Below are 21,036 nucleotides of genomic sequence, written 5' to 3'. Positions count from 1 at the left end.
TCTGGCCCCAAGTCATTGAAATGATACGTTGCCATCCCAGTACCCTCTCGCAGTTCCTAACGCTTTGCTGCGGAGAATACTGATAAGTCAGGCACAATGCCTGTGCAAAATGTCACGACATCGGCAACGTCAGCCTTCGCGCGCAACCCAGTGGCCGTGGCGCACGCGCTGGATAGGCTGTTCGCAATGACGACAATGGCCCACAAATACATCGCCATCCCATTGCACCGCGCTGCGCTTGGGCGCGTGGCGGTTGAGCAGGCACCACAATCGTCCGAACATTCCATGTCCCCTGCCGCGGGAGGATTCACGTCACCGCCGCCGGAGCAGTCTCTACCCATTCAGACCAAATGCCAAATCCCTCGTTCGCGGGATCACCGTTCGGTCAAGCCTGCCTCCAGCAGCGCTGCGGCGGTGGCGATCAGATCGTCCAGCGCCTTGTCCGAACGCCAGCGACGGCGCTCCTGCGGGCCTTCGGCCAGCACCGCCTCGCGCTCGGCCAGCAGGGCGGAAATATAGCTGCCGAAAAAGCCGAAGCGGCGGCTTTGCGCTTCGCGCGGCAGGTCGGCCAGCAGGCGGCGCAAGTGGGTAAGGCAGCGCTGGTAGCCCGCGTTGTAGCGCCCCGCGAGCGTGCGATCGATCAGCCCCGGATCGTAGAGCGCCAGCCGCATCAGGAAGCGATTGAAGTACGAACCGTGCTCTGCGTCCTCGTCGGCGAACATGACCGAGGGCACGACGATCGCGGCGACCGCCTCGCGTACGGTGCGCGGCCCCCCATCGGCTTCCAGCACGGCCAGGTAGGCGTGGCGGCGCGCCTCGATTCGCTGTGCCCCGTCGACGAGGATGCGTTCGACCAGCGCGTCCTTGGTGCCGAAGTGATAGGCGACCGCGCCCTGGTTGCGCTGGCCTGCCTCACGCGCGATCTCGCGCACCGTAACAGCCCGGATTCCGCGCTCCGCAAACAACTTGCGGGCCGTCTTGAGCAGCAGGCGAGAGGTGTCGCTTTCGCTTTCCTCGACCGCCGGGAGTGAATTGACTTGCACTGCGCCCGCCTGTAGTTAATCGTTCAATTAAGTCATATGACTTAGCGTTGTGAACGACCGCTAGACCAAAAGGCGGCACCGGGAAAGGATGACCATGAGCAAGCTGTTCGAGCCCTTCGAAGCGAAGGGGCTCACGTTCAAGAACCGCCTGATCCACGTACCGACGACGCTCAACATGTCGGACCCGCAGGGCTACGCCACGCGCCGTCTCGCCGCGGCTTATGGCTCGCTGGCCAAGGGCGGCTATGCGGCGGTGATCGTGGGCGCGACCTGCGTGCGGCGCGATGGCCTGATCAACGAACGGATGCTCGGCCTGTATGACGAGGACTATGTCATCGAGTTCCGCGACACGGTGGCCGAGATCAAGAACAACGGCTCGCTGGCGGGCATCCAGCTGTTCTACGGCGGGTTGATCCCCGGTCTTGGCACCACGATTCCGCTCGAACCCGGCAAGGGCTGGATTCCGGGCACGGTCGCATGGGGGCCGAGCAACAAGTACGTGATCGGCAATGCCGAAAGCGGTGTCGTCCCCACCGAAGTCTATGACGACATCGTGGAGAGCTTCGCGCAGGCCGGGCGCCGCGCCAAGGAAGCAGGCTTCGACTTCCTCTCGTTCCACTTCTGCCACGGCTCGCTGCCGCACACCAACCTGTCGCTACTGGCGAACCAGGGCCGCACCGACAAGTACGCCGACCGCTTCTACATGTGCGAGGCGATCATCCAGCGCACGCAGGAACTATGCGGCAAGGACTTCCCGCTGATCCCGCGCCTGTGCTGCGATGAAAACCTCGAAGGCGGCTACGACATCGAATACTTCGCCGAGCACTATGCGCCGCGCCTCCACGCGCTGGGCATCGCGGCGCTCGACTGCACGTTCGGTTCGATGCTGGGCGCGCCCAGCCGCCGCGCCGACATCCATTCGACCGAGTTCATCGGCCCTTCGTTCTACACGCCCAAGGTCGTCAACAAGGACAACATCCAGACCCTGCGCGCCGAATTGCAGAAGCGTGGCATCGACATGCCGCTGATCGGATCGGCCAACCTGATCACCCCTGCGCATCTGCACACCATGGTGGAAGAAGCGGGCGCGGACTTTGCGGGCGTGTGCCGCCTGTCGCTCGACGATCCCGATTTCCCCAACAAGATGATGCAGGGCCGCGAGGACGAGATCCGTCTTTCGACCCACACCGGGGCGTCTCTGCTGCAGGGCAATATCTTCGGCAAGGGCTGGGCAGGGTCTGCTCAGAACCCGGTGTTCGGGCGCGAGGATGAATACCGCATCATTCCCACCAACCAGCCCAAGACGATCGTGGTGGTAGGCGGCGGATCGGGCGGCATGGAATATGCCCTCACCGCCGACGAGATCGGCCATAACGTGATCCTGTTCGAAAAGGGCAGCACGCTGGGCGGCGCGATGGACTGGGCGGGCAACTATCCGGGCCTGCCCAACATGGAGATGCTGCGCTACCAGCCCAACTACCACCGCAAGATGATCGAGAAGTCGTCGGTCGACGTGCGGCTGGGGGTTGATGCGGGCGTAGCCGAGATCCTTGCCGAAGAACCCGACGTGGTAGTGATCGCCACGGGCGCCAAGCCCATCGCGATCGAAGTGCCCGGCCTTGCAGAGGCCCGCGCCAGTGGCCTTGCCCTGCGTATCGACGAGGCCATGCGCCGTGATAATCCGCCTGCCATCGGCAAGCGCGTGGTCGTGGTGGGCGCGGCCGAAGGCGCGGAACTGGCCGTCGACTACAAGCTGCGCGGGCATGACGTTCGGTTGGTGGAGGCGGGTCCCGCCTATGCGCCGGCCAACTACATCGGATCGCGCGTGTGGGCGATCATGGGCATGATGGCCTATGCAGGGCTGACAGCGGAGCCGGGCCTTGCGCTCTCCCGGATCGAGGGTGGCGCGGCGGTGTTCACCGGGACCGATGGCGAAGTGCGGATCGAGGCCGACACGATCGTGATCTGCTCGGGCCGCGAGAAGGATAACAGTCTCGAACGCGCGTTCATGGGCAAGCCGATCACCGTCCACGTCGTCGGCGATGCGCGCACACCGCGATCGTATGCCAACGCGATCCACGAAGCGGCCTACCTGTCGAGGACCGTCAAGTGAGCGGGCGACTTCAGGGCAAGGTCGCCCTCGTCACCGGCGGATGCTCGGGCATCGGCCTTGGCATCGTCGAACGTTTCGTGGCCGAAGGCGCGAAAGTGCTGGCGGCGGACGTGCAGGATGAAAAGGGCGCGAACCTCGAAGCGCGCTTTGGCGGCAAGGTTGCCTATCGCCACTGCGACGTGACGCAGGAAGCAGACATCGCCGCAGCCTGCGCGGCGGCGGCCTCCGAGTTCGGCGGGCTCGATATCCTGATCAACAACGCGGGCGCGGGCGGGCCGCCGACCGGCTCGCTCGACACCACGGCCGAGGGCTGGGACTGGACGCAGGCCCTGCTGCTGCGCGCGCCGATGCTGGGCACCAAGCACGCCGCCCCGCTGATGATCGCGCGCGGTGGCGGGGCGGTGGTCAACATCGCCTCGATCGCGGCGTTCGAGGCGGGCTGGGGCCTTGCCTATGGCGTCGCCAAGGCGGGCGTGCTGCACTTGTCGAAGCTGTCTGCGGCTGACCTTGCGGTGCACAACATCCGCGTCAACGCGATCTGCCCCGGCGTGATCGTGACGCCGATCTTCGGCATGTCGATCGGCCTCGAACGCGCCGCCGCCGACCAGATGACCGCGGCGCTGGTGGAAAGCGCAGGACAGATGCAGCCGATCCGCCGCGCGGGCGCACCTGCCGACATCGCGGGCGCCGCTGTGTTCCTCGCCAGCGAGGACGCCTCGTTCGTCACCGGCACGCACCTTGTCGTCGATGGCGGCATCACCGTGGGCCAGCGCATTTCGTGGAACCCGGAGGCGCTGCTGCCGATCCACGTCGCCATGGCCCCGCACGCCCCCACCCCGGAGGACGCCGCATGAGCGAGCCCCTGCTGCCGATCATCCAACCGAACGACGGCAAGCCCTATGTGGCGGGCAGCCGATGCACGCAATGCGGCCACGTTTATGTCGGCCCGCGCGAAGTCTGCGCCAAGTGCACCGCCCGCGATGCGATGGAACCTGTCCATCTGGCCGAAACCGGCAAGGTCTGGGCCTGGACCGTGGTACATCGCAGCTTCCCCGGTGTCGCCACCCCGTTCGTCGACGTGATCGTCGATCTCGACGATGGCGCGCACATCAAGGGCACGCTGGTAGATGTCGATCCGCAAGCGGTGAGCGCGGACATGCCCGTGCGCATGGTGTTCCGCGAGGCGGTGCCCGCGGGCGCGGACAAGCCCTACCTCACCTACCTGTTCGTCCCCGCGCAAGGAGCAGCGGCATGAGCGACGTCTACGTTGTCGGCATCGACATGATCCGGTTCGGTCGCTTCCCCGATCGCACCGTCCCCGGCCTTGCCGCCGAAGCCGCGCTGCTGGCGCTCGATGACGCGGGGCTTTCGATCCGCGACATGCAGGCTTTGTACTGCGGCAATCTGGGGCAGGCCAACGGCATGGTGGGCCAGCGGATGCTGGCCGAAATCGGCCAGACGGGCATTCCCGTCGTCAACGTCGCCAATGCCTGTGCCACCGGCGCGACCGCGTTCCGCGATGCGTGGATGTCGATCAAGGCGGGGATGTACGACACCGTGCTGGCCGTCGGCGTCGAACAGATGGGCAAGGGCCTGCTCGGCGGCACCGGCGGCGGGCCTTCGCCCGAGGGCCTCGTCGGATCGTATACCATGCCCGCGATGTTCGCACAGATCGGCATCGAGCACGCGCGCCAGTACGGTACGACGTTTGAACAGTTCGCCAAGGTGTCGGTCAAGAACCACCACCACTCCACGCTCAACCCCAAGTCGATGTACCGCAAGGAAACGCCGCTCGAGGAAGTGATGGGCGCGGAGATGATCGCGTACCCCAACACCAAGCTGATGTGTTCAGTCAACGTCGATGGCTCGGCCGCCGCCGTGCTGATGTCGGAGGCCAAGGTCCGCCAGATGGGCCTGATGGACCGCGCGGTGCGCGTGCGCGCGTCGGAAATGAGCAGCAATCCCTTTGCCGAACGGCAGATGGCCATGCCCGATTTCAGCGGGGCGACGCGCCTCGCTGCGAAGATGGCCTATGAGCGCGCAGGCATCGGGCCGGAGGACGTCAACCTCGTCGAACTGCACGACTGCTTCGCCACGGCGGAACTGGTGCATTACGAAAACCTCGGCCTCTGCGCCGATGGCGAGGCCGGCCGGCTGATCGACGATGGCGTGACGGCACTGGGCGGCAAGGTCCCGGTCAACGTTTCGGGCGGGCTGCTGTCGAAGGGCCATCCCTTGGGGGCCACCGGCATCGCCAACATCTACGAAGTCGCCACCCACCTGCGCGGCACGGCGGGCGCGCGGCAGGTCGAAGGCGCGAAGATCGGGCTTACCCACGTCGTCGGCGGCGGTCCCGGCATGGGCACCGCCTGCGCCATCCACGTGCTGGAGAAGGCATGATGCAGGATTTCAAGGACAAGGTCGTCGTCATCACGGGCGGCGCATCGGGCATCGGCTATGCGCTGGCAGAAGGCGCGCTCGATCGCGGGGCCAAGGTCGTGATCTCGGACATTCGCGAGGACACGCTGGCCGATGCCGTCGCCAGCCTTTCGGCCAAAGGCGAGGTGCTGGGCATCAAGGGCGACGTTGCGAAGTACGAGGATGTCGAGGCGCTCGCGCAGGCCGCCGTCGACCGCTTCGGCAGGGTCAACGTGCTGATCAACAACGCAGGCGTGTTTGCGGCAGGCGTGACGTGGGAAGTCAGCCTTGAACAGTACGAATGGGTGATCGGCGTCAACCAACGCTCGGTGATCCACGGCATCAAGGCGTTCGTGCCGCGCATGATCGCGCAAGGGGACGAGTGCCACGTAGTGACGGTTTCGTCGGGCGCGGGGATCACGGTCAATCCCGGCTTCTGCTCCTATTCGATGACCAAACACGCGGTGCTCGCGCTCAACGAAGCGCTGTGGCTCGACCTGCAGACGCAAGGGGTGCCGAACATCGGCGTCACGGTAGTCATGCCGGGCGTAGTTCAGTCAAAGATCATGTTCCCCGAAAAGACCAGCGGAGCGCTGGAAGGCGAAGTGGCGCACCGGCTCGACAACCCGGTGCTGGCCGCGGTCGAAGCCTCGATGCGCGAGGCGGTCGACAATGGCTTGCCGCGATCCGAGCTGGTCCGGCTGGTCTATGGCGCGGTTCAGAACGGCGATCTCTACGTTCTGCCGAACTTCACCGATGAAGGCTCTCAGGCCATCGCGCAAGGCATCGCGCTTGGCCGCGCCACCGCGCAGAACTGGTATCCCAACCTTATCGCCCCGCTGCTCGAAGGCATGAAGGAGGCCGCCCAATGACCGAATTTCTCCACCCCTCGCTTTATCCGGTCAACGCCGTCCTCAACGCGCTGGAACGCGATCGCAACAAGCCTCTGGTCGAAGTCGCCGGTGAGACTGCCTGGACCGGAGGCCAGATCCTCGACACCACCAGCCAGATCACGCAGGCGCTGATCGCGGCGGGCATCGGCAACGGCACGCGCATCGCGCTGCTGGCGGGCAATTCGGTCGAAGTGCTGCTGCTGCACAACGCCATCGGCTATGCCGGAGGCTGCCTTGTCGCCATGCACCCGATGGGCTCGGCCGACGACCATCTGTTCGCGATCGAGGACGCGAACGTCGAAGTGCTGCTCTACGATCCGAAGAAGTTCGAGCGGCGCGCCGCCGAACTGGTAGCGCGCACCACCCGGCTCAAGGTCGTGCTGTCGCTGGGCCACGGCGAAAGCGGCCAGGACCTGCTCGCGCTCGCCCGCCAGTATACGCCCGGCCCGCTCGTGCCCCCCGTCATGGACCCGGGCACGATCACCCGCCTGTCCTATTCGGGCGGCACCACCGGCAAGCCCAAGGCGATCCCGGGAAACCCGCGCACCGGCAGCACCGCACTGTCGATCATGATGAGCGAGTGGGAATGGCCGATCGAACCGCGCGTGCTCGCGGTCGTGCCCCTCAGCCATGCGGGCGGGTCGCTGTTCGGTCCGATGCTGCTCAAGCACGGCACGATGGTGGTGCTGCCCGCATTCGAGCCGGGCGCCGTGCTGGCCGCGATCGAGAAATACAAGATCACCTGCACCATGCTGGTGCCGACAATGATCTATGCCCTGCTCGACCATCCCGATTTCGACAAATACGACCTCTCCAGCCTCGAAACGATCTTCTACGGCGCCTCGCTGATGAGCCCGGCGCGGCTGAAGGAAGGCATCGAGCGGCTGGGCAAGGTGTTCTTCCAGTTCTACGGGCAGGCCGAAGCGCCAATGACGGTCAGCGTCCTGCGCCGCAGCGAGCACGATCCCGACAATCCGCAGCGCCTCGCCTCGTGCGGGCGTCCGGTGCCTTACGTCGACGTGGCGCTGCTGGGCGATGACAACCAGCCCGTGGCGGATGGCGAGCCTGGCGAGATCTGCGTGCGCGGGCCGCTGGTGATGGACGGCTACCTCGACCGCGAGGAGCAGAACCGCGAGACGCTGAGCGGCGGCTGGCTGCATACCGGCGACGTGGCGGTGAAGGACCCCGACGGCTTCCTGCGCATCGTCGACCGCAAGAAGGACATGATCGTCACTGGCGGCTTCAACGTCTTCCCCAGCGAAGTCGAAAACGTGATCGCCCAGCACCCTGCCGTGGCGCAAGTGTCGGTGTTCGGCATTGCCGATGAAAAGTGGGGCGAAGCGGTGTGGGCGGCCTGCGTGCTGCGCCCCGGCCAGAGCGTGGAGGACGGCGAGCTGATCGCACTGGTGCGCGAACACAAGGGGCCGGTGCAGGCGCCCAAGCGCGTGGTGTTCATCGACGCGATCCCGCAGACCGCCGTGGGCAAGCCCGACAAGAAGGCCCTGCGCGCCGCCTATGCCACGGTGGCGGCATCATGAGCCGCCATGACCTGATTGTCGTCGGCGGTGGCCTTGCCGGATCGGCACTCGCCTCGGTCATGGCGCGCGCCGGGCGCGACGTGCTGCTGCTCGAAAAGTCCACGGTCTATGAAGATCGCGTGCGCGGCGAATGGATCGCGCCCTGGGGCGTGACTGAAGTGAAGCGCATGGGCCTCTACGACACGCTGATGGCGGCGGGCGGGCATCACCTGACCAGCCACGTCACTTATGACGAAACGCTGGCGCCGGCCGAAGCCGAAGCGCACGCCATCGACCTTGGCATCTTTGCCGCCGATGTCGCCGGCCCGCTGTGCCTGCGCCACCCGGTGCATTGCCAGACGCTGTTCGACAAGGCCGGACAGGATGGCGCGACGACCTTGCGCGGTGTCGAGGTCAGGGAGGTGCGGCTTGGGGCCGAGCCGTCAGTCACGTACGTCCATGGCAGCGTTGAGCATACGGCGCATGCGCCGCTGGTAGTGGGCGCGGAAGGGCGCCAGTCGATGGTGCGGCGCGTGGCCGAACGGACGCTGCTGCAGGACAAGCCGCACCACTGGTTCGCCGGGCTGCTTGTTGATGAAGTGCATGCATGGGACCAACGTCGTCAGGCCATCGGCACCGAGGATGACTTTGCCTTCCTCGCCTTCCCGCAGGGCGGCACGCGGGTGCGCGTCTATGGCGGATGGGCGCTCGATCAGGCCAAGCGCTTTGCCGGGGCTGATGGCGCGGACAAGTTCCTCGCCGCCTTCCGCATGAAGAGCGCACCGGGCAACGAGGCGATCGCCAAAGGCAGGCCTGCCGGGCCGCTCTACGCCTATTACAACAACTGTTCGATCGTGGACGTGCCCTACGCGCCGGGTGGCGTGCTGGTGGGCGATGCGGCGGGCTGGAACGACCCGATCCTGGGTCTCGGCCAGTCGATCACCTATCGCGACGTACGCACGGTGACCGACATCCTGAAGGACACCGCCAGCGGCGCAACGCCGGATTTCCGCCCCTACGAGGAAGAACGCCGCGAGCGCATGCGCCGCCTGCGCTTCACCGCACATATCCAGGCAACGCTCGACATGGAGTTCGGCGAAACAGCGAAGGCGCGCCGCCATCGCTATCACGAATTGAGCGCTGCCGACCCGACCGTGGGGATGCACGCCGCCGCCGTTCTTGGCGGGCCGGACATCGTGCCGCCCGAGGTCTTCACGACAGCTCACGCTGCGCGCGTGCTGGGAGAGACGCCCGCTTTTGCTTGAGCATTACCAGACGTTCCGGTCGCGCCGTTGAGGGACGAGCACGGCCGGATCGAACCACGGCCGCTTGTCCAGTGCGGCTCGGGTGGGGCGGCTGCTTGAGGGAGCGGTCGCCCCTTTTCGTGGCGACGATGCTCAGGCGGCGCCGCGGGCGCGCAGCGCAACCTGGTGGAACAGACCGCGCGCGTCGGTCGCGGCCATCGGGCGACCGAAGAAATAGCCCTGGATCTTCTTGCAACCCAGCCGCCGGATGGTTTCCAGCTCGACCTCGGTCTCGACGCCCTCTGCCGTGGTGGACATTTCGAGGCTGTCGGCCATCGCTACCACCGCGCGCACGATGGCAAGGCTTTCGGCATTGTTGCGCGCCGCGCCCTGCACGAAGCTGCGATCGACCTTGATGGTCGAAAAGCGCATCTTGCGCAGGTAGCCGAGCGAGGAATAGCCCGTTCCGAAATCGTCGAGCGCGACGCCGCAGCCGAGCGAGATGATCCGTTCGAGCGTGGCCTGCGCGGCGGTGCCATCGCGCACGAACACGCTTTCGGTCACTTCGATCTCCAGCCGATGCGGCGGCAACCCGCTCTGCGCCAGCGCGCTGACGACCACTTCGGCGAAATAGGGATCGAGCAACTGCTCGCCCGAAACGTTGACCGCGACCTTGACGTGGGCGGGCCAGTGCATGGCCTCGTGGCAGGCGGTCCGCAGCACCCATTCGCCGATCGGCACGATCAGGCGGGTGTCCTCGGCCAGCGGGATGAACTTGGCGGGGCTGACAAAGCCGTGCTCCGCGCTGTTCCAGCGCAGCAGCGCCTCGAAGCTCAGGATCTGCTCGCTCGTCGCGTCAACGACCGGCTGATAGTGCAGCGTCATCTCGCCCCGTTCGAGCGCGCGGCGCAGCGAGAACTCAAGCTGGCGGCGCTCCTCGGCATGGGCGTGGAGCGAAGGCTCATAGGTGCAATGCTGCCCGCCACCTTCGTCCTTGGCCCGATAGAGCGCAAGATCGGCGTTGCGCATCAAGGTCTCCACCGTCGCGCCATCGCGCGGGCCGATGGCAGAGCCCACGCTGGCGCCGACGTAGAGCGTGTGGTGGTCGACCTCGTAGGGCTGCGACAGCGTGTAGATCACCGCCTGCGCCACGGCGTGGTTGCGCTCGGTGTCCGACGCATCGCGGATGACGATGGCGAACTCGTCGCCGCCGAGCCTGCCGCACAGCTCGTTGTCGGTCATCAGCGCCTTGAGCCGTTCCGAAACCATCGCCAGCAACTGGTCGCCGACGTGATGGCCAAGCGTATCGTTGACCGCCTTGAAGCGATCGAGGTCGATCATCAGGAATCCACAGCGCGTGCGCCACTGGTCCGCCGCTGTCATCGCCGCGCCCAGCGTCTCGGTCAGCATCATGCGGTTGGGCAGGCCGGTCAGCGTGTCGTAGCGCGCGAGATAGGCGATCTTTTCCGCGCTTTCTCGCTGTTCGGTCACGTCCGAGCCGACGCCACGAAAGCCGGTGAAGCTACCGTTGTCATCCACCTTGGGCGAGGCAGAAAGCTCCCACCAGCGATGCTGGCCGTGCAGCGTGACGCGCACCAGCAGGTTCGAGAAGCTTTCGCGCCGCTTGAGCTTTTCGGCCAGGTCGTGGAGCGAGGAGTGGAAATGACCGCTTTCCCACGAAGGGCCCGCAATCAGCTGGATCAGCGGCATGCCCTGGACGTCCTCGGGATCCTGCCCGAGCGCGAAGGCGAAACGGGGGGAGACCGAGCGCACGCGGCGCGCGCCGTCGACCTGCCACAGCCAGTCGGCCTCGCCTTCCTCGAACTCGCGTAGCAGCAGCGAGACGACCTCGCTCTTTTCGGCGACCCCGGCTTCGGCAACTTTGCCACCAAGGAACGTGCGCGCCGCCTCCAGGCTGCCGATCGACACCACGATCGAAAAGGTCAGCGCCACGGCAGCGGCAACATAGTCGCCCACGAAGGCGAAGGTGCCGACCCCGGCAATCCCCAGAATCGAACAGAACAGCACCGTCCCCAGCGGCACGGCGGCAAAGGCGACCGAGGTGCCCGTCATCAGCAGCGCCATGATCGACCACAACAGCAACCGCTGCGTCTCGCTGCCGAACGGCGAGAAGGCCAGCATCGGCACGACCCACGCGAAGGCTGCGGCAACGGTGCTGATGGTCTGGTGGTGGATTTCCTGTTGCGTCATGCGGCGGCGATCGGCGTCTTCGAGACTGCGATCGAACCGCGCGCCGTAGATCAGCACGCCGAACAGCAGCGCCACCCACCCGAGCAGGAACGCCATGTGCACCGCACCCGCCAGCGCCTGCACCGCCAGCAGAGCGGCAAGGCCATGCGCAACCATCCGGGCCGGCGTCAGGCGGGCAAGGCTGGAATATTGCAGGCCGCGCAACCGCCCCCAGTCGCCGTCGTCCGGCTCCGACAGGCCCAGCACAGCCAGGGCCGGCAGCTTGCGCGGGAGCGCATTGGCGCTGGTGTCTATGGTCCTGCTCACGATGGCAGGGCCTAGCGCAAAATCCTTGCGCAATCGTAAGCAAGCCCGGTTCTGACCGCCCCGGATTTCATCCAACCCGGGGAAAATCAGAACCTTGCTTGCGTCTCGACGCCTCAGGCCGTGGCGGCTGCCGCCTTGGCCGCGCAGGCGGCGACGATGGGCGCGGGATCATAGTAGTAGGGCTTGATTTCGCAGACCTTGCCATCGCGGAAGCGGAACAGTTCGCACAAGTGCGCACGATCGAGCGCCGGGTCGGCGAACCGGAACGACAGGATGGTGACCGCGTGATCCTTGCCGACGGTGGTTTCGACCACGTCAAGCCCCGCCACGTCCATCATGCCCATGACCTTGGTGTACAGCTCGCGCAGCGCGTTCTTGCCGTGATAGAGACCCTTCATCGGCAGGGTATCGGCTTCGCTGCACACGAAGTCGTCGGTCAGCATGGTGGAAACCTTGTCCCAATCGCCAACGCCGGTGGCGGCATAGAGATCGACGACGAACTGCTGCATTTCTTCGGACGTCATGGCCTGTGGCTCCTCGCATTGCGGCCCGTGCGCGGGCCTTGGCGCGCCTTGTCTCCCATTTGGCGTGCCCGCCGAACCTAGCCGAATAGCCAGCCATGGCCACGCCCGCCCATGCGGTAAGGCTGGGCAATGGGAGATATTCGCCAGATCGTGCTGACCCGCCGCCCCACCGGCGCGCCGGTTCCTGAAGACTTCGCGCTTGCCAGCGCACCGATGCCGCGCCCCGGCCCCGGCGAAATGCTCGTGCGGATGCGCGTGTGTTCGTGCGATCCGGCGATCCGCGGCTTCCTCGACGACCGTCCCAGCTACCTGCCCCCGGTTGCGCTCGGCGCGCCGATCAACGGCATGTCGCTGGGCGAGATCGTCGAATCGAACAATCCCGACTGGCCGGTCGGCACGCTGGTCCGCACCATGGCGACTTGGTCGGAATACTATGTGATCGGCGCCGATGCGCTTGGTCTTGAAAAGGTCAATGCCGCTCCCGGCGTACCGCTGCAGCACTATATGGGCGCGCTCGGCCCCGTGGGCCTGACCGCCTGGGTCGGCCTTTTCGAGATCGGCAAGGCAAAGCCGGGCGAGACCGTGGTGGTCAGCGCCGCCGCCGGCGCGACCGGCAGCACCGTGGTCCAGCTGGCCAAGGCGGCGGGCTGCCGCGTGATCGGCCTCGCCGGTGGCCCGGCCAAGGCGCAGATCGTGCGCGATCTCGGCGCTGATATCGCCATCGACTACAAGTCCGTGCCGGATCTTGCCGCCGCCATCCACGAAGCCGCGCCCGAAGGCGTCGATGTCTATTTCGACAATGTCGGCGGCGAGACGCTCGACGCCATCCTGCCACTGATGCGCCTGCATGGCCGCGTGGCGGTGTGCGGCATGATCGCGCAGTACAACGACGCCGACAATCCGCATGGCAACCGCAACCTGTGGCAGCTGGTGGTCAACCGCCTGAACATGCGCGGCTTTATCACCTACGACCACCCCGAAGTACTGGGCGAGGCGCAGGCCATGCTCGACAGCCTGTTCGCCAGCGGCGGGCTGAAGCCGCTTGAAAATGTGCGCGAGGGGCTGGAGAAGCTTCCTGAAGCGTTCATCGAACTGATGAGCGGCAAGACCACAGGGAAAACCCTGGTCCTGATCTGACAGATCTGATCAGACGAAAGCGGGAGAGAGACATGGCGCGCCTTGCAGGCAAGATTGCCTTCGTTACCGGAGCGGCCTCGGGCCTGGGCGCGGCCATCGCGCGGGCCTATGTGGCCGAAGGCGCGTCGGTGGTCATCGCCGATATCGACGATGACGCCGGGCAGGCGCTGGCGGCGGAGCTTGGAAACGCGCGCTTCGTCCATCTCGATGTGACGAGCGAGGAATCGTGGGCCTCGGCCATCGCCACCTGCGATGCCATCGATGTGCTGGTCAACAACGCGGGGATCACCACGCTCGGCTCGATCGAGGACTGCACCGTGGCGCAGTTCCGCCATGAGCTCGACATCGACGTGCTCGGCGTATTCATGGGCATCCAGGCCGCGCTGCCGAAGATGAAGGCCAGGGGCGGCTCGATCATCAACATGTCCTCGCTCGCCGGAATCAGCGCTTCGGCCAACTTGGTGGTCTATAACGCGGCCAAGGCGGCGGTGACGCTGATGACCAAGTCCTGCGCGCTGCACTTCGCGCAGAAGGGCTATGGCATCCGCTGCAACTCGATCCATCCCGGCGCGATCCACACGCCCATCATCGACAAGGTGCTGGCACAGTCGGACGATCCCGAGGCCCTGTACCAGAGCTTCGTCGCCACGCATCCGATCGGTCGCCTCGGCAAGCCGGAAGAGATTGCGGCCATTGCGATCTACCTTGCCAGCGACGAGAGCGCCTTTGCCACCGGCGCGGAATTCCGCATCGACGGGGGCGCTTCGATTTGAGCCTGCCAATCCGCCAGATTGCCTATTTCTGCCAAGACGTGCGCGCGGCGGCGCGGGCGCATCATGCGCTCTACGGATCGGGGCCATACTTCGTGGCCGACAACATCCCGCTCGCCCGCGCGGCGCATCGCGGGGTGGAGCGCCTGCTTGACCATTCGAGCGCCTATGGGCAATGGGGCGACGTGATGGTTGAGTTCGTCCAGCAGAACAATGCCGGCCCCTCGCCCTTTCACGATATGTATCCCGAAGGATCGGGCCGTTGGGGCGTGCATCACGTCGCGCTGTGGGTGGATGACGTGGATGCAGAAGTTGCCCGTTTCGCCGCTGCGGGCAGCCCTTGCGCGCTGCGCGCGGAAATGAACGACGGCTTCGTCTTCGCCTTTGCCGATACCAGCGCCACGCTGGGACACATGACCGAGCTTTACACCCCCGTGCCCGTGCTGACCGATTTCTATGCAATGGTATCGCAGGCCGCGACGGACTATCGCGGGGGCGATATCATCACCACCATCGCATTTTCCTGAAGGATCGAACCGACGTGAGCGAGAGCTGGCATACCGTTATTGCTGAAAGCGAATTTCCGGCCGAGGGCAAGCTCGCCACCAAGCTGGGCGGCTGGTACGTGCTGGTGGGCAAGACCGACGATGGCTACCACGCGGTTAACGATCGCTGCACGCATCAGGCCGCGCTGGTTTCCACCGGCCGCATCCGGCGCGGCGCGGTAATGTGCCCGCTGCACGGCGCGCGCTTCGAACTGGCCACCGGGCGCTGCCTTGGCGGCACCTACAAGGACCTGCGCACGTTCCCGCTGCGCATCGAGAACGGCACGATCGAAGTGTCGCTGCCTGATGAAGCGCCGGGGATGGACGAATTGCCCGTCGTGACGAGCTGAGACCTGACCTAACCCACAGTTTGCCGCACAAACGGACTTGGTACTCTCCCGTGCAAGCAACCACGGGAGAGTTTTTTCATGCCTTTCACCGGCCCCGCCGAAGACCGCCTCGCCATTCGCGAGCTGCTCGAAACCTATGCCGACGCGGTGACGCGCATCGACGCCGACGACTGGTCCGCCACGTGGGCCGAAGACGGCGAATGGTCGCTGCCCGACTATCCTGAACTGGGCACCACCAAGGGCCGCGCCGCGATCCGCGCGATGTGGGTCGAAGCGATGAAGGGCTATCCGGGCATCATGTTCGAAGCCTGGCCCGGCTCGATCGAGGTGGACGGCGATACCGCGAAGATGCGCAGCTACACCTCGGAAGTCTACGACCAGGATGGCGTGACCAAGCGCGATCGCGGCGTTTACGAGGACACTTGCGTCAAGGTGGGCGGCAAGTGGCTGTTCAAGAGCCGCTCGTTCCGCAACATCCACCGCCAGCACGCGCCCAAGGGCTGCTGAACCGGGCCTTTCGGGTCACGCGCAAGGGGCGCGGGGAGCAGATGCTTCCCGCGCCCTTTTTGCTGCGGCGGCAGGGCGACGACGCCGCTCCTCGGCCAGAACGAAAAAGGCCCCGTCCGTTGCCGGACGAGGCCTCATTCCGAACTTCAGACCGAAACGATCAGAAGCGCTTGGTCACGGTGACCTGCACGGTGCGCGGCAGGTTGCCGAAGCCCAGCTGGTCGGCATGGGTCGCGCCGCCGGTCGACGGACCATCGACCACGCCGCTGACATAGAACTTGTTGGTCAGGTTCTTGCCGATCACCGCGATCGTCCAGTTGTCGTCCTCGGCGCCGAAGCGCAGGCCGGCGTCGAGCGTGGCGTACTTGCCCTGGCGCGACTGGAGCGCGTTGAAGCCCGAGGCGAGGTAGCTCGACGAATAGCGCGCATCGACGTTGACGCCCGCCTTCAGGCCGTTGCCGACCGCCGCTTCATAGCCGACGCCGAACGCGCCGGTCCATTCAGGCGCAACCGAAAGCGGCTTGCCGTCAAGGTTCTGGCGCAGCGCACCACTGACGGGTTCGACGACCTTGCAACCTTCCGCCGCCGTTTCGCCGGCATAGCACGGCGCATAGGGGAAGTTGGTGTAGCGGGCGCGGGTATAGTTGATCGAGCCATGGACGTTCAGGCCATCAACGCCACGCGGCGCGAATTCGAACTCCAGTTCCACGCCCTTGGTGCGCGCGTCGGCGGTCAGGGTCTGGAACGCGAAGATCGGCGAGTTGAAGAAGTCGACCTGCAGATCGCCGTACTTGTAGGTGAAGGCGGTCAGGTTGAGACGGAGCTGGTTGTCGAGCAGGGTCGACTTGATGCCCGCTTCGAAGCCACGCGCCTTTTCCGGGTTGAAGGTGAGATCGCCCACCGGGTCGCCCGACAGCAACGAGTTGATGCCGCCGTTGGAGAAGCCGCCCGACTTGTAGGCAGTCTTGTACCCGCCATAGACGAGGATGCCGCGCTGCGGCTTCCAGGTCAGGGTCACTTCCGGTGACCAGTCGTTGAACGCCTGGTTGGCACGGATTTCGCCCAGGCCGTCGGCCGAATCCTGGCCACGGAAGATCGGCAGGCCGCCGCCGGCGGTCAGGTACGGGTTATTGTAGGGCTGCGTGAAGAAGCTCTTCTTGGTTTCGTGCGTGTAGCGAACGCCGCCCGCCAGTTCGAGCGTCGACACCAGCTTCCACGTGACCTGGCCGAACAGGGCCTGCGTCTCGCCGTCGGTGGTGCTGGCCTTGGTGCTCGCAAGGTAGCGGTTCGCAGCCGAGGCGCCGCTGTTTTCGAGGCCAGCGAACATCACGTACTGGTTAAAGATGCGCTTGGTCTTCTGGTACAGGCCGCCGACCATCAGGTTGATCGGGCCGTCGAAGGCCGTCTGCGCGCGCAGTTCCTGGCTGAACGCGCGCCAGGTCGAGTTCTCGGTCGCCCAGGTGCCGTTGTCGCTCGACTGGAAGTCGCAGGCGCAGGCCCAGCGGTTGTTGTTGGTGTTGTAGTTGGTGACCGAGCTGAGCGTCACGTCGCCGACGTTGTAGGTGACGTTGCCGTTGATCGCCCACGAACGGTAGCGGTTGTAGAGCTGGCCGTCTTCCTGCGAGAACGGGAAGTCCTTGGCGATGTCGGTCGGGATGTTGTTCTGGTGGGTGACGAACTCGCCGGTGCAGGCATAGCCGGTCAGCTGGCTGGTGCCGGCCGGGCAGTTGTACGCCACGTAGTTCCACGAGGAGTTCTTGGTCTTGCTGTAATCGAAGCTGCCCTTGACCGTGACGGTCAGGTCGTTGGTGGGCGTGTACTTCAGCGTCAGGCGACCGAGGAATTCCTTCTCGCCGGGGCCATCCGAAGCGATGGTGGCGTCATGCGCGGTCGTGGCGAAGCCGTTTGCAACGTCAGCCGTGGTGTAGGTGCGCACGGTCGAAACGTTGTCGTAGTAGCTGCCGTCCATCTTGCTGCCGCGCAGCGCGAGGCGCACGCCGAAGGTGTCGCTCAGCGGGCCCGAGGCGATGAACTCGCCCATGTACTGCTGCGCCTTGAACTCGTAGCCCGCCTTGGCGATGAATTCGCGCTGGCTGCCCGGATCGTTGGTGGTGAGCGAGATCACGCCGGCGGTCGCGTTCTTGCCGAAGAACAGCGCCTGCGGCCCCTTCAGCACTTCGACGCGTTTGAGGTCGAAGAAGCCTTCCTGGATGACGCGGCCCTGGCCGTAGTAGGCACCATCGACGACCACGGCGACCGACTGTTCGATGCCGATCGAGGTCGACGACGAACCGATGCCGCGCATGGTGAGCTGCGCGCCCGAGCCGTTCGAGGCGCGACCGACGCTGAGGTTCGGCGTCGCCGCCGCGATCTTCTCGATCGAGGTGATGTCGCGCTGCTGGATGACCTTTTCCGAGATCGCGGTCACGGCCACGGGAACGGTCTGCACCGATTCCTCGCGCTTGCGCGCGGTGACGATGATTTCTTCGAGACCGCCTGCCGAAGCGGCGTCACCGGCCTGCGCTTCCTGCGCGTAAGCGAAATTGGTGCCGCCGAGCATGCACGATGCCAGCAACAGTCCCTTGATGGTGCCCTTCATTCTGTTCCTCCCTGATGAAGATATGCGCGCGTCGCCTAGCGGCTCATCGGGATTTTCAGGCCTGCCACTTCCGTCAGACTAGCCATTTCAACAGGTGAAACAGACAGATGCCGCAGTTGCGAAATTTCCGGAGACCCTAGCCAATTGGATAGGGAAGCCTTCCGACTGACCTTTTTTGCAGTAGGGTGCAATTTGCATTGGGACTAGCGATGTCAACGGGAGAGAAGCCGAAACGGCGCGCACTTCGAGGATAGAAAACAGATCTGTCCTTCGTGCTTTGCATCATCCAGTTGCAGTTGGGAAAATGGGGCTTTTCCGTCGCTTCCAACTTGATGGATCTGCAGCGTCCTCCGGCCCGATCCCGCACCATTGCCCGACTGTTGCGCCGATGGGGGCGTAACGATCGGGCGTGTTACCCATGGGGGGGAATATGACCAGAAAGTTCGCAACACCCGCTTTTCGTGCACGCACTGCACTGAAGGCTGCGGCCATGACCGCCACGATGCTGGCCGCCGCGCCCGCGTTCGCCGAAGAAGCCGCGCCGGCCGACAAGTCCGCTGACAACGGCATCGAACAGATCACCGTTACCGCGCGTAAGCGCGTCGAAGACGTGCAGAGCGTTCCGCTCGCCGTGTCGGCCATCGGCGGCAAGGCGCTCGAAGCCCGCTTCGTGCCCGACGTGCGCGCCGTCGCCAAGTACATCCCGAACGTCCAGCTGGGCCAGGTCCAGTACTCGGGCGCCACGCTGTCGGCCTCGATCCGCGGCATCAGCTTCGCCGACATCGAACGCTCGTTCGAACCGGCTGTCGCCACCTCCATCGACGGCATCTTCCTTGCCTCGAACACTGGCGCGCTGGTCGACATGTTCGACGTGGAATCGATCGAAGTGCTGCGCGGCCCCCAGGGCACGCTGTTCGGTCGCAACACCGTCGGCGGGATCATCAACGTAAAGCGTTCGCGCCCCACGGGTGAACTGGGTGCCAAGCTGTCGGCCACCGTCGGCTCCTATGGCCGCAACGATTACAAGGCGATCTTCAACGCGCCCATCATCAAGGACGTGCTGGCCGCCAAGATCGGCGTGTTCTCGATCAACAGCGACAGCTTCACCTACGACGCAAGGTCGCGCAAGGCCGAGCCGGGCCTGGATCGCCTCGACATCACTGGCAGCCTGCTCTTCACGCCGACCGCCAACTTCGAAGCGCTGCTGACCTACGAACACCTGCGCGACCGTTCGCACTATCCGAACCCGGTCAACCAGTCGGTCGGCGAGCAGAAGGACGCCAGCGGCAACGTCACCTATGGCGGCGAACTGGCCTGCACCGCGTTCGGGCTGTGCGGCCACGCGGCGGACTATGAAAAGAGCGGCTATCGCGCCTCCTATGGCGGCCTTCCGTTCTCTGCTCCTCTCGATGCCGACAACGTCACGCTCAACATGAAGTACAAGGCCGACAACTTCTCGATCGTGTCGGTCACGGGCTACATGAAGAACAAGGACTCGCTGAACATCGACAACATCGGTGATGCGCTCAATGTCAGCGCTGACCCGGCCAATCCGGCCTACGTGCCGCTGTTCCACCCGGTCCGCAAGCTCCATGGCGACCAGTTCAGCCAGGAACTGCGTATCGACACCGACTTCGACGGCATGTTCAACATGGTCGCGGGCGTGTACTACTTCCAGTCGACCTACTCGCTCGACAACCAGAGCGTCTACGTGGCCGACGCCACGGAAAACCCTGGCGCCCGTGTCGACACGTTCAGCGCTGGCCAGACGGTGAAGTCGTACGCCGCGTTTGCCGAAACCTACTGGAAGGTGACGCCGACCACGCGCATCACCGTCGGTGGCCGTTATACGCACGAAACCAAGGACTTCCACGTCGAGAAGCCCGCCGTCACGCTGCCCGAAGGCGGTCCCTACAAGTGCCCGGACGTGAACTCGGCTTACGCACCGTGCCGCAACCCGCACCTGGCGTTCAACCGCTTCACCCCGCGCGTGTCGGTCGACCAGGAACTGGCCAAGGACATCATGACCTACGTGTCGTGGTCGCGCGGCTTCCGTTCGGGTGGCTGGAACGGCCGTCCGGGTTCGACCCCGGACTCGATCGGGCCGTACCAGCCTGAAACCGTCGACAGCTACGAAGTGGGCTTCCGTTCGAAGTTCTGGGACAACAAGGCGATCTTCAACCTGACGCTGTTCCAGACCGAGTACAAGAACAAGCAGGAAGACCAGATCCGTTCGAACCCGGTGCTGCCGACCTCGACGATCACCTTCGTTGAAAACGCCGGCAAGGCGCGCTTCCAGGGCGTCGAGCTTGAAACGCAGGTGCGTCCGGTGCCCGAACTGCACTTCTTCGCGTCGGCCGGTTATCTGAAGGCCAAGTACCTTCAGTTCATCGACGGCACCGGCAAGGACGTCAGCGCCAGCAAGCAGCTGCGCTATGCGCCCAAGTGGAACGCCAGCGTCGGCGGTGACTACACCTTCGACCTCGCGGGCGGCGACCAGATCGTGTTCGGCACGAACCTGAAGTACGTCGACAAGTACGCGACCGAATCGAGCGTGGATCCGGCCGGCCTTGGCCGCGAGATCATCCCGTCGCACACCGCGGTCGACGCTTCGCTGACCTACACGGGGCACCTCGCCTCGCTGAAGGAATACAAGATCTCGGCCTTCGTGAACGACGCGTTCCACAGCGGTGGCCGTATCGTGCGGTCGAGCTACGCCGGGCCGTTCTGGTTCAGCGACCGCATCCCGAACCGCACCTGGGGCATCGAAGCCCAGGTCGAGTTCTAAGACTAGTCAGCCTCGGCTGACGTGCGAAGCGCCCGCTTTCCTTCAGGAAGGCGGGCGCTTTAGTATGCCGA

At 65.2% G+C, this 21,036-nt stretch carries 18 protein-coding genes; 13 read left to right on the top strand and 5 right to left on the bottom strand.

Annotated elements, in window-relative coordinates; genetic code table 11:
- Positions 1–129: 129 nt before the first annotated feature.
- On the bottom strand, positions 130–282 hold the full coding sequence (locus K3A84_RS09800; protein ID WP_225009160.1) for a hypothetical protein: 153 nt from the start codon (positions 280–282) through the stop codon (positions 130–132).
- A gap of 92 nt (positions 283–374) precedes the next feature.
- A complete protein-coding gene (locus K3A84_RS09795; protein ID WP_225009159.1) occupies positions 375–1,043 on the bottom strand; it encodes a TetR family transcriptional regulator in 669 nt (222 codons plus the stop codon).
- A gap of 94 nt (positions 1,044–1,137) precedes the next feature.
- On the opposite strand from K3A84_RS09795, the gene K3A84_RS09790 reads away from it, so the two are divergent.
- The 7 genes from K3A84_RS09790 to K3A84_RS09760 are packed head-to-tail and all read left to right on the top strand — an operon-like array spanning position 1,138 to position 9,249.
- Positions 1,138–3,156: an oxidoreductase gene (locus K3A84_RS09790; RefSeq protein ID WP_225009158.1), complete on the top strand. Its 2,019-nt coding sequence runs from the start codon at positions 1,138–1,140 to the stop codon at positions 3,154–3,156.
- Positions 3,153–4,010, top strand: coding sequence for an SDR family NAD(P)-dependent oxidoreductase (locus K3A84_RS09785; RefSeq protein WP_225009157.1), 858 nt, complete (start codon positions 3,153–3,155; stop codon positions 4,008–4,010). The genes K3A84_RS09790 and K3A84_RS09785 overlap by 4 nt, the downstream gene beginning before the upstream one ends.
- Positions 4,007–4,411 carry a Zn-ribbon domain-containing OB-fold protein gene (locus K3A84_RS09780; RefSeq protein ID WP_225009156.1) on the top strand — a complete coding sequence of 135 codons (405 nt, stop codon included), beginning with the start codon at positions 4,007–4,009 and terminating at the stop codon, positions 4,409–4,411. Before K3A84_RS09785 ends, K3A84_RS09780 begins: the two co-directional genes overlap by 4 nt.
- Complete coding sequence (locus tag K3A84_RS09775) at positions 4,408–5,556, top strand: thiolase family protein (protein ID WP_225009155.1); 1,149 nt, start codon at positions 4,408–4,410, stop codon at positions 5,554–5,556. Before K3A84_RS09780 ends, K3A84_RS09775 begins: the two co-directional genes overlap by 4 nt.
- Positions 5,553–6,446, top strand: a complete 894-nt coding sequence (locus tag K3A84_RS09770; protein ID WP_225009154.1) for an SDR family NAD(P)-dependent oxidoreductase — start codon at positions 5,553–5,555, stop codon at positions 6,444–6,446. The genes K3A84_RS09775 and K3A84_RS09770 overlap by 4 nt, the downstream gene beginning before the upstream one ends.
- Positions 6,443–8,005 (top strand): AMP-binding protein, encoded by a 1,563-nt coding sequence (locus K3A84_RS09765; RefSeq protein WP_225009153.1) that lies wholly within the window; start codon positions 6,443–6,445, stop codon positions 8,003–8,005. The genes K3A84_RS09770 and K3A84_RS09765 overlap by 4 nt, the downstream gene beginning before the upstream one ends.
- Positions 8,002–9,249, top strand: a complete 1,248-nt coding sequence (locus K3A84_RS09760) for an NAD(P)/FAD-dependent oxidoreductase (protein WP_225009152.1) — start codon at positions 8,002–8,004, stop codon at positions 9,247–9,249. Before K3A84_RS09765 ends, K3A84_RS09760 begins: the two co-directional genes overlap by 4 nt.
- A gap of 132 nt (positions 9,250–9,381) precedes the next feature.
- On the opposite strand, the gene K3A84_RS09755 is transcribed toward K3A84_RS09760, so the two are convergent.
- Together K3A84_RS09755 and K3A84_RS09750 are read right to left on the bottom strand one after the other, a co-directional pair.
- A complete protein-coding gene (locus K3A84_RS09755) occupies positions 9,382–11,745 on the bottom strand; it encodes a putative bifunctional diguanylate cyclase/phosphodiesterase (protein ID WP_225009151.1) in 2,364 nt (787 codons plus the stop codon).
- A gap of 113 nt (positions 11,746–11,858) precedes the next feature.
- Positions 11,859–12,269 (bottom strand): nuclear transport factor 2 family protein, encoded by a 411-nt coding sequence (locus K3A84_RS09750; protein WP_225009150.1) that lies wholly within the window; start codon positions 12,267–12,269, stop codon positions 11,859–11,861.
- Between the two features lie 129 nt (positions 12,270–12,398).
- On the opposite strand from K3A84_RS09750, the gene K3A84_RS09745 reads away from it, so the two are divergent.
- From K3A84_RS09745 to K3A84_RS09725, 5 genes are all read left to right on the top strand, one after another.
- Entirely contained in the window at positions 12,399–13,406 is a 1,008-nt protein-coding gene (locus K3A84_RS09745) for an NADP-dependent oxidoreductase (RefSeq protein WP_225009149.1), read from the top strand.
- Between the two features lie 32 nt (positions 13,407–13,438).
- Entirely contained in the window at positions 13,439–14,179 is a 741-nt protein-coding gene (locus tag K3A84_RS09740) for a glucose 1-dehydrogenase (RefSeq protein WP_225009148.1), read from the top strand.
- Positions 14,176–14,703, top strand: coding sequence for a VOC family protein (locus K3A84_RS09735; protein ID WP_225009147.1), 528 nt, complete (start codon positions 14,176–14,178; stop codon positions 14,701–14,703). The genes K3A84_RS09740 and K3A84_RS09735 overlap by 4 nt, the downstream gene beginning before the upstream one ends.
- Before the next feature lie 14 nt (positions 14,704–14,717).
- Positions 14,718–15,071 (top strand): Rieske (2Fe-2S) protein, encoded by a 354-nt coding sequence (locus tag K3A84_RS09730; protein WP_225009146.1) that lies wholly within the window; start codon positions 14,718–14,720, stop codon positions 15,069–15,071.
- A gap of 78 nt (positions 15,072–15,149) precedes the next feature.
- A complete protein-coding gene (locus K3A84_RS09725) occupies positions 15,150–15,578 on the top strand; it encodes a nuclear transport factor 2 family protein (protein WP_225009145.1) in 429 nt (142 codons plus the stop codon).
- Between the two features lie 160 nt (positions 15,579–15,738).
- Here K3A84_RS09725 and K3A84_RS09720 read toward each other — a convergent pair whose 3' ends face one another.
- Entirely contained in the window at positions 15,739–18,177 is a 2,439-nt protein-coding gene (locus K3A84_RS09720; protein ID WP_225009144.1) for a TonB-dependent receptor, read from the bottom strand.
- Between the two features lie 490 nt (positions 18,178–18,667).
- On the opposite strand from K3A84_RS09720, the gene K3A84_RS09715 reads away from it, so the two are divergent.
- Positions 18,668–20,965: a TonB-dependent receptor gene (locus K3A84_RS09715; protein ID WP_225009143.1), complete on the top strand. Its 2,298-nt coding sequence runs from the start codon at positions 18,668–18,670 to the stop codon at positions 20,963–20,965.
- The last annotated feature ends 71 nt before the right edge of the window (positions 20,966–21,036 follow it).

Origin of the sequence: Novosphingobium percolationis, assembly GCF_020179425.1 — a bacterium.
In the GTDB taxonomy this organism is placed as follows: domain Bacteria; phylum Pseudomonadota; class Alphaproteobacteria; order Sphingomonadales; family Sphingomonadaceae; genus Novosphingobium; species Novosphingobium percolationis.
This window is presented reverse-complemented; position numbering and strand designations above follow the sequence as displayed.

Coding starts and splice junctions, on each gene's coding strand:
- K3A84_RS09745 (WP_225009149.1), top strand. CDS start 12,399: ATGGGAGATATTCGCCAGATCGTGCTGACCCGCCGCCCCACCGGCGCG.
- K3A84_RS09790 (WP_225009158.1), top strand. CDS start 1,138: ATGAGCAAGCTGTTCGAGCCCTTCGAAGCGAAGGGGCTCACGTTCAAG.
- K3A84_RS09760 (WP_225009152.1), top strand. CDS start 8,002: ATGAGCCGCCATGACCTGATTGTCGTCGGCGGTGGCCTTGCCGGATCG.
- K3A84_RS09800 (WP_225009160.1), bottom strand. CDS start 282: ATGTTCGGACGATTGTGGTGCCTGCTCAACCGCCACGCGCCCAAGCGC.
- K3A84_RS09740 (WP_225009148.1), top strand. CDS start 13,439: ATGGCGCGCCTTGCAGGCAAGATTGCCTTCGTTACCGGAGCGGCCTCG.
- K3A84_RS09775 (WP_225009155.1), top strand. CDS start 4,408: ATGAGCGACGTCTACGTTGTCGGCATCGACATGATCCGGTTCGGTCGC.
- K3A84_RS09720 (WP_225009144.1), bottom strand. CDS start 18,177: ATGAAGGGCACCATCAAGGGACTGTTGCTGGCATCGTGCATGCTCGGC.
- K3A84_RS09750 (WP_225009150.1), bottom strand. CDS start 12,269: ATGACGTCCGAAGAAATGCAGCAGTTCGTCGTCGATCTCTATGCCGCC.
- K3A84_RS09725 (WP_225009145.1), top strand. CDS start 15,150: ATGCCTTTCACCGGCCCCGCCGAAGACCGCCTCGCCATTCGCGAGCTG.
- K3A84_RS09780 (WP_225009156.1), top strand. CDS start 4,007: ATGAGCGAGCCCCTGCTGCCGATCATCCAACCGAACGACGGCAAGCCC.
- K3A84_RS09770 (WP_225009154.1), top strand. CDS start 5,553: ATGATGCAGGATTTCAAGGACAAGGTCGTCGTCATCACGGGCGGCGCA.
- K3A84_RS09715 (WP_225009143.1), top strand. CDS start 18,668: ATGACCGCCACGATGCTGGCCGCCGCGCCCGCGTTCGCCGAAGAAGCC.
- K3A84_RS09765 (WP_225009153.1), top strand. CDS start 6,443: ATGACCGAATTTCTCCACCCCTCGCTTTATCCGGTCAACGCCGTCCTC.